At 59.4% G+C, this 11,057-nt stretch carries 11 protein-coding genes and 1 tRNA gene; 8 read left to right on the forward strand and 4 right to left on the reverse strand.

What is annotated here, in order from left to right; genetic code table 11:
• Positions 1–35: 35 nt before the first annotated feature.
• The 5 genes from ACJO2E_RS02095 (at position 36) to ACJO2E_RS02115 (ending at position 4,087) form a co-directional block, all read left to right on the forward strand.
• On the forward strand, positions 36–1,199 hold the full coding sequence (locus tag ACJO2E_RS02095) for a D-alanyl-D-alanine carboxypeptidase family protein (protein ID WP_406961383.1): 1,164 nt from the start codon (positions 36–38) through the stop codon (positions 1,197–1,199).
• A gap of 38 nt (positions 1,200–1,237) precedes the next feature.
• Positions 1,238–1,507 carry an HP0495 family protein gene (locus ACJO2E_RS02100; protein ID WP_406961385.1) on the forward strand — a complete coding sequence of 90 codons (270 nt, stop codon included), beginning with the start codon at positions 1,238–1,240 and terminating at the stop codon, positions 1,505–1,507.
• Positions 1,508–1,521: 14 nt separating this feature from the next.
• Positions 1,522–2,190 (forward strand): lipoyl(octanoyl) transferase LipB, encoded by a 669-nt coding sequence (lipB, locus tag ACJO2E_RS02105; RefSeq protein WP_406962361.1) that lies wholly within the window; start codon positions 1,522–1,524, stop codon positions 2,188–2,190.
• Positions 2,191–2,300: 110 nt separating this feature from the next.
• On the forward strand, positions 2,301–3,716 hold the full coding sequence (locus ACJO2E_RS02110; protein WP_406961386.1) for an ABC1 kinase family protein: 1,416 nt from the start codon (positions 2,301–2,303) through the stop codon (positions 3,714–3,716).
• A gap of 140 nt (positions 3,717–3,856) precedes the next feature.
• A complete protein-coding gene (locus ACJO2E_RS02115) occupies positions 3,857–4,087 on the forward strand; it encodes a glutaredoxin domain-containing protein (RefSeq protein ID WP_406962363.1) in 231 nt (76 codons plus the stop codon).
• 21 nt (positions 4,088–4,108) lie between these two features.
• Here ACJO2E_RS02115 and ACJO2E_RS02120 read toward each other — a convergent pair whose 3' ends face one another.
• From ACJO2E_RS02120 to ACJO2E_RS02130, 3 genes are all read right to left on the reverse strand, one after another.
• Positions 4,109–5,317: a WD40 repeat domain-containing protein gene (locus ACJO2E_RS02120; protein WP_406961387.1), complete on the reverse strand. Its 1,209-nt coding sequence runs from the start codon at positions 5,315–5,317 to the stop codon at positions 4,109–4,111.
• 198 nt (positions 5,318–5,515) lie between these two features.
• A complete protein-coding gene (locus tag ACJO2E_RS02125; protein ID WP_406961389.1) occupies positions 5,516–6,118 on the reverse strand; it encodes a hypothetical protein in 603 nt (200 codons plus the stop codon).
• Between the two features lie 223 nt (positions 6,119–6,341).
• On the reverse strand, positions 6,342–7,604 hold the full coding sequence (locus ACJO2E_RS02130; RefSeq protein ID WP_406961391.1) for a 6-phosphofructokinase: 1,263 nt from the start codon (positions 7,602–7,604) through the stop codon (positions 6,342–6,344).
• Between the two features lie 235 nt (positions 7,605–7,839).
• On the opposite strand from ACJO2E_RS02130, the gene mpl reads away from it, so the two are divergent.
• Genes mpl through ACJO2E_RS02145 form a run of 3 tightly spaced genes read left to right on the forward strand, consistent with a single transcriptional unit; the run spans position 7,840 to position 10,758 of the window.
• On the forward strand, positions 7,840–9,240 hold the full coding sequence (mpl, locus tag ACJO2E_RS02135; protein WP_406962365.1) for a UDP-N-acetylmuramate:L-alanyl-gamma-D-glutamyl-meso-diaminopimelate ligase: 1,401 nt from the start codon (positions 7,840–7,842) through the stop codon (positions 9,238–9,240).
• A complete protein-coding gene (locus tag ACJO2E_RS02140; RefSeq protein ID WP_406961393.1) occupies positions 9,230–9,862 on the forward strand; it encodes a flavin prenyltransferase UbiX in 633 nt (210 codons plus the stop codon). Before mpl ends, ACJO2E_RS02140 begins: the two co-directional genes overlap by 11 nt.
• Positions 9,859–10,758 carry a mechanosensitive ion channel domain-containing protein gene (locus ACJO2E_RS02145; protein WP_406961395.1) on the forward strand — a complete coding sequence of 300 codons (900 nt, stop codon included), beginning with the start codon at positions 9,859–9,861 and terminating at the stop codon, positions 10,756–10,758. Before ACJO2E_RS02140 ends, ACJO2E_RS02145 begins: the two co-directional genes overlap by 4 nt.
• A 134-nt stretch (positions 10,759–10,892) precedes the next feature.
• Here the strand turns inward: ACJO2E_RS02145 and ACJO2E_RS02150 are convergent.
• Positions 10,893–10,979: transfer RNA gene (locus ACJO2E_RS02150), tRNA-Leu, on the reverse strand.
• Between the last annotated feature and the right edge of the window lie 78 nt (positions 10,980–11,057).

An 11,057-nucleotide genomic window follows, 5' to 3' on the forward strand; every position in this document is an offset into this window, starting at 1 on the left:
TTCATCCATTGATCAAAACTGATGTGAACAACCTCATGACCCCTCAATACCTCTGTCGTTTCCTTGCCACACTCGTCCTGCTGGCCATGCTGCCGCTGGTATCCCAGGCCCAGCAGGTACTGATCCCGTCACCGCCGCAAATCAACGGCACCTCCTACGTCCTGATGGACCCGGCCAGTGGCAGGATCATCATGGAAGCCAACAGCGACGAGCGCCTGCCGCCGGCCAGTCTGACCAAGATGATGACCGCCTATATCGTCGAGCGGGAGCTGGATGAGGGCCGCCTGAGCCTGGATGAAATGGTGCCGATCAGCGTCAAGGCGTGGCAGACCGGCGGTTCCCGAATGTTTATCCAGGAAGGCTCGACGGTGAGTGTGGAGGAACTGCTCAAGGGCGTGATTATCCAGTCTGGCAACGATGCATCCGTGGCCCTGGCCGAGCATGTTGCCGGTTCGGAGGGGGCGTTCGCGGATGTGATGAACCAGCAGGCTCAACTGATCGGTATGGAAAATACCCGTTTCGAGACCGCCACCGGGTTGCCTCACGAGAACCAGTACTCCACCGCCTACGACCTGGCGCTGCTGGCCGCTGCCATCATCAACGACTATCCGGAAAACTATCCGCTATACGCCGAGAAGCACTTCACCTACAACAACATTCGCCAGCCCAACCGGAACTCCCTGTTGTGGCGTGATCCCTCCGTGGACGGCCTGAAGACCGGCCATACCGAGGAGGCCGGCTATTGTCTGGTGGCTTCTGCGGAGCGTGAGAACACCCGACTGATCGCCGTGGTCATGGGCACCGACAGCAGCGAGGCCCGGGCCCGTGAAGTGCAGAAGATGCTCAACTATGGTTTCCGTTACTACGAGACCGCCCGCCTGTTCGACTCTGGTGAGAGCCTGCTGGAAAGCCGCGTGTGGAAAGGTGAGCAGGACCAGCTTAACCTTGGGCTGGCGTCCGATATGGTGTTGACTATTCCCCGTGGCGCCCGTGATTCCCTGGAATCCGTGGTGGAAGTGGACTCGGTGATCGAGGCCCCGGTGTCAGCCGGCGACGAACTGGGCACGGTCACCATCAGCTTTGATGGCAAGGTACTGGCGGAGCGTCCGCTGGTGGCTATTGAGCCCGTGCCTGAAGGCGGCTTTTTCAAGCGCCTGATTGATGCCGTCAAGCTCTTCTTCCATAACCTGTTCAACTGAACCGGGCAGGAAATGCACCAGTAAGGCAGGGCCATCAGATGTCACAACCCAAAGCCCCGAAAATCGAGTTCCCCTGTGACTATGTCATCAAGGTCATTGGTCACGCCGCCCCGGATTTCACGGATTATGTGGTCTCGGTGGTGGAGGCGCATGCCCCGGGCATCCGCGAAGAGCACATATCGGTGACCGACAGTCGCAATGGCCGCTTCACATCGGTGCAGTTGACCATCGTCGCCACTGGTGAGCCCCAGCTCAAGGCACTGTTTGAGGATCTGAAGGCCAGTGGCCGGGTCCATATGGTCCTTTGATGGCGCACGCTGACATGCCGCTGGTGATCCGTGACCTGGGACTGCGTCCCTATGAGCCCGTGTGGGAGGCCATGAAGGCGTTCACCGCTGGTCGCGACCGGTCGGTGCCGGACGAGCTCTGGTCTGTGCAGCATCCACCGGTATACACCCAGGGGCAGGCTGGCAAGGCGGAGCACATCCTCGCGCCCGGCAATATTCCCGTGGTCCAGGCGGATCGTGGTGGCCAGGTGACCTATCACGGTCCGGGCCAGTTGGTGGTTTACCTGATGGTCGACCTGCCCCGGGCGGGGCTGGGTGTGCGCCAGCTGGTGGACATCATTGAGCAGTCACTGGTTTCCGTGCTGGCCACCGAGGGTATCGAGGCCGCTCCACGACCGGATGCGCCCGGTGTCTATGTGGACGGCGCGAAAATTGCGTCCCTCGGCCTGAGGGTTCGTCGGGGTTGTTCCTTCCACGGTCTGGCCCTTAACGTGGATATGGACATGGAGCCGTTCACCCGCATCAATCCCTGCGGGTTTTCCGGCATGTCCATGTGCCAGGTTCGCGATTTCAGTCCGTCCGCCAACCTGGATGCCCTGGCCATGCGGTTGACCGACACGCTCGCTGTCGCCCTTGGCCATGATACCCAGGCCGTGCAGCGTGAGCCGGATTTGCCCGGTGTCGGTCATAATCCGGCGTCCTGAGGCTGCTATCATCTGGTAGGGCAGTCCCCGGCACCGCCCGCCCAGACAGGCGCCCCGGGGCTCCTTCAAATCTTGGAACAGGGGGTGGTCGGCCACCCCTCAGGTGGACCATGTCCGGATCCCGTAAGCCAAAAACCGTTTCCCGTATCCGCACCGGCAGTTTTGAGCGCCGCCTCAGCATGACCCGTGCTGGACTGTATGCCGGTACCCGGATGGCCTCCCACATGGCCACAAGCTGGCTGTCCGGCTCCGAGCAACGGGAGCAGCGTCGCCGGGACATGCTTTCGAAGCAGGCACGTTTCCTGGTGGAGGAACTGGGTCAGCTCAAGGGCAGCGTGGTCAAGATTGGCCAGATGATGGCCCTCTACGGGGAGCATTTCCTGCCCGAGGAAGTCACCGAGGCCCTGCACACCCTGGAAGACCAGACCTCGGCACTGGAATGGAAATCGGTGGAGAAGGTCCTCAAGGAAGAGCTTGGCCCGGATCGCCTGGCCGAGCTGGAGGTGGACCCGGAGCCCATTGGTGCCGCCTCCCTGGGGCAGGTACACCGGGCCCGGCGTCTGTCCGACGGGCTGGAGCTGGTGCTCAAGATCCAGTACCCGGGCGTGGACCGGGCCGTGGACAGCGACCTGGACGCGGTCGCGCAACTGTTGAAAGTGGCCCGTCTGGTGTCCTTCGGGCCGGAGTTCCGGGACTGGCTGGAAGAAGTCCGGGAGATGATGCACCGGGAGGTGGACTACAAGCTGGAGGCATCCACCACCGAACGCTTCCGGGAACGCCTGGCCGACGATCCGCGCCTTGTCGTGCCCCGGGTACTGTGGGAATACTCCACCGCCCATATCATTGCCCAGACCTACGAGCACGGCCATTCCGTCAGCTCGGAAGCGGTACGCGCGCTGCCCGTGGAGCGACGCAGCGAACTGGGCCGGGCGGCGCTGGAACTGTTCTTCCGGGAACTGTTCGACTGGGGGGAGATTCAGACCGACCCCAACTTCGGCAACTATCGCATCCGGATCGCCGGGGAGACCGGGTCCGATTCGGCGCACGACCAGATCGTGCTGCTGGATTTCGGGGCAGTGCAGTCCTACAGCGACGAGTTCCTGGGGCCGGTCATCCAGATGATACGGGCTTCCTACGAACAGGACCTGGAGGCGGTCATCGACGGCGGTGTCAAACTGCACTTCATGAAGCGGGAATGGCCAGAGGACGTGCTGGACCAGTTTGGCCGGGTCTGCATGTCCGTGCTTGAACCCCTGGCGCCGGCCAACTACAACTGGCCCGACTACGCGGTCAATGCCGATGGCCAGTATCGCTGGAAGGAAAGTGACCTGCCGTCACGGGTCGCCCGGGAAGCGGCCCGCTCAGCCATAAGCCGCTATTTCCAGGTGCCCCCCAAGGAGTTTGTCTTCCTCAACCGCAAGCTGATCGGTGTCTACACCTTTATCGCCGTTCTGCGCGCCGAGTTCAATGGCGAACCGCTACTGCGTCAGTTCCTCTACGGCGACGACGGATCGACCTCCCGCTGAGACCTCGGTGGGCCCCTATGGTAAAGACCATCGCCGATGCCTATGATCGCCATTCAAAGCATCAACTGGGCATGCCATGACGTTGATGTCATGATTTTACGACCCTAAAACAGGTATTCCGGAGGTAACCCTTGGACAAGGTGACAATCTACGGTCGCATGAGCTGCGGCTTCTGTGCCATGGCCCGCCAACTCTGTGACCAGAAGGGCTATGAGCACGAATTCGTCGATATGCCCGCCCTGGGCATGACCAAGGAAGATGTGGCCGCAAAGCTTGGTCGCCCGGTACGCACCGTGCCCCAGATCCTGGTGGGCAACGAGTACGTAGGCGGTTTTGATGAGTTCTCGAGGTATGTGATGAGGAGTGTATAGAGAACTCCCCGGCTTCCCGCTTTAGGGAATCTTGTATATTCCGATGTTCGGGTTACCGTCAGGGCCTACCTCCTTAACGGCCACGAAGTGGCCATCGTTGCTGATGTGTTGGAATGCGTAGCCCCAACCTGTAGACCCACTCTGGGTTTTGGAAGGGGTGTATTCTTGTTGAGCTATCAGCTTCCAGGAGTTGACGTCCCAAATCTGGACATCCGTGAGTGTGGTGATAACCAGGCGATTACCTTGTGTTATCCCGACGTGGTGTACCTCACTGCTCAGATCAAATTCGGTGATGAGCTTGAAGGGGGCCAGGTCATACAGGAAGACACTTGTACCCGAGGCGATGGCAAAAACGTTCTCTTTAGGGTGCATCGCTAATTGCCGGTCGGGATTGACTGGTCCTTCAGCTGGAGTGCAGTTGCCGATGGGCTCTTGGGCCGTAACCTCCCATGCGGAACATTTGCCTTCCGCGCCGACAGCCACAATATAGTTTCTGTCTGCTGAAGGCTTCGGCAGTGGCATTAATAAATCGCTAGGCCAGGATTCCAGGCTTTGATCTGGAATGTGGAATCGGTGAATCTGCCCCTGTCGCTCCCCGAAATAGAACCAGTCATCCTGAGTCAGGCTTCCGCGTCTCGTCGGGATAGAGGGGATCTGGTGTATCTCGCCTGTCTTCCATTCGATTGCCGAGTCACCCAGCAAGAAACGGTCATTGCTTAAAGTGCCTCCAAAACGCCCGTTATAGGCTTGTGCGTTTTCTGGCTCCTCAAGGCTAAAGATATTAAGGCGTCCATCTGATGGAGGGGAGTCGTGTTCCTGCCGACTATCTCCTATAGTATCACCGTAAATAAAGAGGCGGTCATCGCTCAGAAAGCCAGCCAATTGCCGCCGGTAGGATTTTCCAAGTACATCATCAGGATTATATCGAACAGGGTTGCTGCCATCCTTGGTGTTTGAAACGAAGACTAGATGTTGAGATTCCCTTGTGTCTACATTCCAGAGTTCAATCTGTACAAGATAGCGGTCTGCGTCTTCCGAGAACTGAAGTCTTTCAATGGTAATGTATGTGTTATCAATATTTGCATCCGACACGCCTCCAAGGTTGAATGAAGACACTTTGTCCAGCGTGTTGTCAGAACTTTGTTTGGATGACTCGATAATATCATGGGGTGCTGAACAACCTGAAAGGCTGACAGCAGTAATGAGGGCAATATTGAGCAGTACATTCATGGCCCTATTTCTCCTTGGGCCTGGCCGAGACAAAGCCATGATAATATTTTGTGAATTTATCAGGTGTCATCTCGTTGATCCGGTTATTCACAGGATAGGGCTTTCCGTTGATTCCCCAACTGTGCAGGTCGAAGTCAAGAGAAGAATTGATGCTCTCTTCAATAGGTCGTGTGCCTGGGTGGGGGGGCTCTCTTTTGGTCAATCATCATCTGAGTGGTTTGGACAACCCAGTGATTTGGAATAGCTGCTGGACACGATAGTTGACGTGTGTTCTTCAATCTGTGTGAACAGTCCCGTTTCCTCGAACCAGGCTTCCAGGGCACCCGGAAACGTCATGCCTGCAATGTTTGAGCCCGGGCCATCCATACTGGCAAACAGGTTGGTGGAGTCACGGACACTGGCTAATGTTACCCAGTCTACCGGTGAAAAATTAAATCCATCATTATCGAGTAGAAGGCCATCTTTCGCATTCAGGCAGTCGTTACTGGGTTCGATAACGAGGTCACCAATCCGGCCTTTGCCATATAATGCCAGCTCCAATGCGTACCTTTCATACTGCTCCGGAAAGTGCTTTGCAATACAGTAGATGAAGGCCGCTGGTCCACAAAGCGGGGTGTTGCCTTGCCTTATGTGATAAGGATCCTGAAGCCTTTCCTGGATCTGCCGTTGGAATATCGGGCCGGAGCTGATGCATTCGAACGCAAAGTCCGACGGACCCTTGCGTTTGATGGTGGTGCGTAGTTCGTGGAGTGTTTTTCTACGGAAGGAGGACGCGGTCCGAGTGCGCTCTGCGGTAGTCATTGAATATCCCTATTCGTCTGGTCACCGGCCCTACACCTTGTGACTTCTGCTTCACTCTGAGCCGTCTTTTATTGACGAATCAAAGCTATCGAAAGTCCTGATTGATGTCCAGTCTCATTTTTTAAAGTGATGCGGAGTTCATATATTGCTCGGTGGCTACAGCAGCCCGGTAACGGTCGGTTAGGCCCCGGAACTGTGGAATAGTCCCGGGGCTTGGTAACTTTCAGATATCAAACGGCGTCTTAAGCTTCTTCTCCGCCAGGACGTTCTCCAGTTTCGCCACCTTCGGAATACCATTCTCGAACGGCGGGAAGGCCTCCCCCTCGATCAGCGGTTGCAGGTACTGCCGGCAATCGTCGGTGATGCCGAAGCCATCATCGGTGATGTAGTGGATCGGCATCTTTTTCTCCTGGTTGGCCACCTCGCTTAGCGGCGCCTCACCGATGTGCCAGCGATAGGGGCTGGACTGCTCGCGGACGATGATGGGCATGACCGCCTGCTTGCCGGCCAGGGCCATTTCCACGGCCTTCTGGCCGACGGTGTACGCCTGCTCGACGTCTGTTGCGGAGGCGATATGGCGCGCTGCCCGCTGCAGGTAGTCGGCCACCGCCCAGTGGAACTTGTAGCCCAGGGCCTGCTTGACCATGTTGGCCAGGGTGGGGGCCACGCCGCCGAGCTGGGTGTGGCCGAAGGCATCCTTGCCGCCGGCATCGGCGACAAAACGGCCGTCTTCGTACTGGGCCCCTTCGGAGGCCACCACCACGCAGTAGCCATAATCTTTCACCGACTGTTCCACCCGGGCCAGAAATGCCTCGCGCTCGAAGGGAATTTCCGGGAACAGGATGATATGGGGCGGTTCGCCCTGGCCCTTGCCGGCCAGGCCACCGGAGGCGGCAATCCAGCCCGCGTGACGCCCCATGACTTCCAGGATGAATACCTTGGTGGAGGACTCACTCATGGACTTGATGTCCAGGCTGGCTTCCAGGGTTGAGGTGGCCACGTACTTGGCCACGGAGCCAAAGCCGGGGCAGCAGTCGGTGAAGGGCAGGTCGTTGTCCACTGTCTTGGGAACGCCGATGCAGGTAATGGGGTAGCCCATCTTGTCGGCAATCTGGGACACCTTGAACGCGGTGTCCTGGGAGTCGCCGCCGCCGTTGTAGAAGAAGTAACCAATGTTGTGGGCCTGGAAGACCTCCACCAGCCGCTCATACTCGCGGCGGTTTTCGGTCAGGTTCTTCATCTTGTAGCGACAGGAACCGAAAGCCCCGCCCGGCGTGTGCATGAGGGCCCGGATGGCTTCGTCGGACTCTTCAGTGGTGTCGATCAGCTCTTCCCTGAGAGCCCCGATAATGCCATTACGACCGGCGTACACCCTGCCAATCTGCTCCGGATGTTTGCGGGCGGTTTCAATCACGCCGCAGGCACTGGCATTGATAACGGCGGTTACACCACCGGACTGGGCATAGAACGCATTCTTGATGGCCATCTTGGGCTGGCGCCTCCTGCTGGTTGGACACTGGATTCGGAAACTGGCGATCCGGTCTGTCTTCCAGACCGGTTATAGGGGCGAATGATACGTGAATCTGCCATAGTTTTCATGACACCCACCTTGACGGAACCTGACGTATACGGGAGTCTTGAGGGCCTCCGCCGACCGCGATGCAGCGGTTATGAACGGCGGGTATTCATTGGCAACAACGATCGAGGGCGTCTGGCGCACTATGCACATCCATATTCTGGGAATCTGCGGTACCTTCATGGGCAGTCTGGCGGTACTGGCCAGGGAGTTGGGGCACAAGGTGACCGGATCGGACCAGGGCGTCTATCCACCCATGAGCACCCAACTGGAAGCCCAGGGTATCGGGCTGATGGAAGGCTATGGGCCGGACAACCTCAAGCCGGCGCCGGACCTGGTGCTGATCGGCAATGCCATGTCCCGGGGTAATCCCGAGGTGGAGGCGGTGCTCAACCGCAACCTGGATTACATGTCCGGCCCGGAATGGCTGGCCCGCGAGGTACTCAAGGATCGCTGGGTGCTGGCGGTGGCCGGCACCCACGGCAAGACCACCACCACCTCCATGCTGCTGTGGATTCTGGAACAGGCTGGCTTCGAGGCCGGCTACCTGGTGGGTGGCGTGCCCAAGGATTTTCCCGTGTCGGCCCGTCTGGGCAACAGTGACTTCTTCGTGATCGAGGCGGATGAGTACGACAGTGCCTTCTTCGACAAGCGCTCCAAGTTTGTCCACTATCGCCCGCACACCTGCATCCTGAACAACCTGGAATTCGATCACGCCGATATCTTCGACAACGTGGAAGCCATCGAGCGCCAGTTCCATCACCTGGTACGCACGGTGCCGTCCAAGGGCGCGATTATCCGTCCGGCGGTGGATGAACACCTGGACCGGGCCCTGGCCATGGGGTGCTGGAGCCCGGTGCAGACCACCGCCATCGGCAGCGAGGCCGGCGCCCCGAACTGGCGGGCCGAACTGCTGGCGGACGATGGCTCCAGCTTTATGCTGATCCACCACGAGCAGCCGGTGGCTACGGTTAACTGGAACATGACCGGTCTGCACAACGTCCGCAACGCCCTGTCCGCCATCGCGGCGGCCCGTCATGTGGGAGTGACGCCGGACCATGCCGTGTCCGCCCTCAACCGGTTCGGTGGTGTCAAACGGCGGATGGAGTTGCTGGCGGACATCGACGGTGTCCGCGTCTATGACGATTTCGCCCATCACCCCACCGCCATCGCCACCACCCTGGAAGGCCTGCGAAACCGGGTGGGAAACGAATTGATCATTGCCCTGGTCGAGCCTCGCTCCAACACCATGCAGCAGGGCGTTCACCGTGAGCGGTTACTGGGCAGCGCTGACCTGGCGGACCGGGTGATCTGGGCCAACACTGGCAACGCGGAGTGGCTGACCACCCTGATGGAGGAATACCGCAGCGGTGGCGGCGACCCGGAGCGGCACCAGATTGATGAGACCATCGACGGGCTGATCCACCGGGTTCTTGGCGAGGTGTCCGAACCCTGCCACGTTGTCATCATGAGCAACGGCGGTTTTGGCGGTATCCACCAGCGCCTGGTGAGCCGCCTGGAGGAGAAGGCCGGTCATGGTCGCTGATGCCGCTGAAGCCCGCGTGATCAACCTGGCCATGACCGGGGCCTCCGGCGCCCAGTATGGCCTGCGGTTGCTGCAGTGTCTGGTGGCCCAGGATTGCCGGGTGAATGTCATGGTAAGCAAGGCCGCCCGGGTGGTACTGGCCACCGAGACTGAGATTCATTTGCCGGCGTCCACCGCCGGCGCCCTGAAAGTCCTGCAGGAATACACCGGCGCCCGGGACGGTCAGCTCACCGTGTTCGGCCACGAGGACTGGTTCGCGCCCCCGGCGTCCGGCTCCGGCGAGAAGGCGCCCCTGGTGATCTGCCCCTGCAGTACCGGCAGCCTGTCAGCCCTGGCCACCGGTGCCAGCAACAATCTGATCGAGCGGGCCGGGGACGTGGCCCTGAAGGAGCGCCGTCCGCTGATACTGGTGCCCCGTGAGGCACCGTATTCCGAGGTGCACCTGGAAAACATGCTGAAACTGACCCGCATGGGGGCGGTGATCATGCCGGCAAGCCCCGGTTTCTATCACAATCCTGCGTCGGTGGACGACCTGGTGGATTTCATCGTCGCCCGCTTGCTGGACCACCTGGGCCTGCCCCAGGCGCTGGTGCCCCGTTGGGGTGAGGGCAAACAGGAATGATCGAGCAGTTCTCGGCAGAAATCGCACAACTGAACCTGTCGATGCCGGCACTTCGCCTGCTGGGCACAACGCTCGCTCTGTTGCTGATTGTGCTGGTGGTCCGGGCGCTGCTTTCGAAGGTGATCCGCACGAGCATCCAGTCCACGGAATTGCGTCGCAAGTGGCTGGTACAGACCCGCAATGGCCTGATCCTGGTTTTCCTGCTGGGTCTGGTGATGATCTGGGGCCAGGAATTGCGCACCCTCGCCCTGTCCATCGTGGCTATTGCCGTGGCGTTCGTGGTGGCCACCAAGGAACTGATCCTGTGTTTTATGGGGTCCCTGGTGAAGGGCGGCGCCCGCTCCTTCGACATTGGCGACCGCATCCAGGTAAAAGACTTCCGCGGTGACGTGATTGACCAGAACCTGCTGGCCACCACTATCCTGGAGGTGGGGCCGGGCAAGCTGACCCACCAGCGCACCGGGCGTGCCACGGTGATCCCCAATTCCCTGTTCGTGTCCGAACCGATAATTAACGAAAGCTTCACCGAGGATTATGTGTTGCACGTATTCACCGTGCCCTTCAAGCGGGAGGATAACTGGCAGAAGGCGCAGGAGGTGTTGCTGGAAGTCACCCAGGCCCAGTGCCAGCCCTACCTGGAATCCGCTCGCAAGTACATGCGCCGGCTAGGCGACCGGCGTGGTCTGGAGGTGCCGATGGTGGACCCGAGGGTCAGTATCCAGGTGCCCTTGGCCGGGGAAATCCATCTGGTGGTGCGTTATCCCTGCCGGCCTGCGCAGCGCAGTGCCATTGAGCAGAACATTCTGGCGGAGGTGTTTGGGAAGCATGATTTCCTGCCGGCCGCCAAGAGTGCCGGGAAAGTAGATGAAAGCTCCGAAGAACAGTCGTTGGATTAGGTCTTGGGTCTGGAGTATCCGTGTGGGGGAGGTCGTTAGGATGCACGTACGAGCGACGGCTACGAACCAGCCGGTTCGATAAGATCACTTCAATATCGGGGGTGTTCCTATCTGCCACTTCCTGAGGGAGGAAGTGGTGCCGAGGAGAGGACTTGAACCTCCACGGGGTTGCCCCCACTAGCACCTGAAGCTAGCGTGTCTACCAATTTCACCACCTCGGCAGGTGACTACAACGTCTTGCTATCTTACTGAATTCGTAAATGAATTCAAGCTTTCCGTTGCCGGCTGGGGTGTGCCCC

This window comes from Marinobacter shunpengi (genome assembly GCF_045449695.1).
Classification (GTDB): domain Bacteria; phylum Pseudomonadota; class Gammaproteobacteria; order Pseudomonadales; family Oleiphilaceae; genus Marinobacter.

Excerpts from the sequence above, each read along its gene's own strand:
- ACJO2E_RS02095 (WP_406961383.1), top strand. The coding sequence starts at position 36 with ATGACCCCTCAATACCTCTGTCGTTTCCTTGCCACACTCGTCCTGCTG.
- ACJO2E_RS02100 (WP_406961385.1), top strand. The coding sequence starts at position 1,238 with ATGTCACAACCCAAAGCCCCGAAAATCGAGTTCCCCTGTGACTATGTC.
- lipB (WP_406962361.1), top strand. The coding sequence starts at position 1,522 with ATGCCGCTGGTGATCCGTGACCTGGGACTGCGTCCCTATGAGCCCGTG.
- ACJO2E_RS02110 (WP_406961386.1), top strand. The coding sequence starts at position 2,301 with ATGTCCGGATCCCGTAAGCCAAAAACCGTTTCCCGTATCCGCACCGGC.
- ACJO2E_RS02120 (WP_406961387.1), bottom strand. The coding sequence starts at position 5,317 with ATGAATGTACTGCTCAATATTGCCCTCATTACTGCTGTCAGCCTTTCA.
- ACJO2E_RS02125 (WP_406961389.1), bottom strand. The coding sequence starts at position 6,118 with ATGACTACCGCAGAGCGCACTCGGACCGCGTCCTCCTTCCGTAGAAAA.
- ACJO2E_RS02130 (WP_406961391.1), bottom strand. The coding sequence starts at position 7,604 with ATGGCCATCAAGAATGCGTTCTATGCCCAGTCCGGTGGTGTAACCGCC.
- mpl (WP_406962365.1), top strand. The coding sequence starts at position 7,840 with ATGCACATCCATATTCTGGGAATCTGCGGTACCTTCATGGGCAGTCTG.
- ACJO2E_RS02140 (WP_406961393.1), top strand. The coding sequence starts at position 9,230 with ATGGTCGCTGATGCCGCTGAAGCCCGCGTGATCAACCTGGCCATGACC.
- ACJO2E_RS02145 (WP_406961395.1), top strand. The coding sequence starts at position 9,859 with ATGATCGAGCAGTTCTCGGCAGAAATCGCACAACTGAACCTGTCGATG.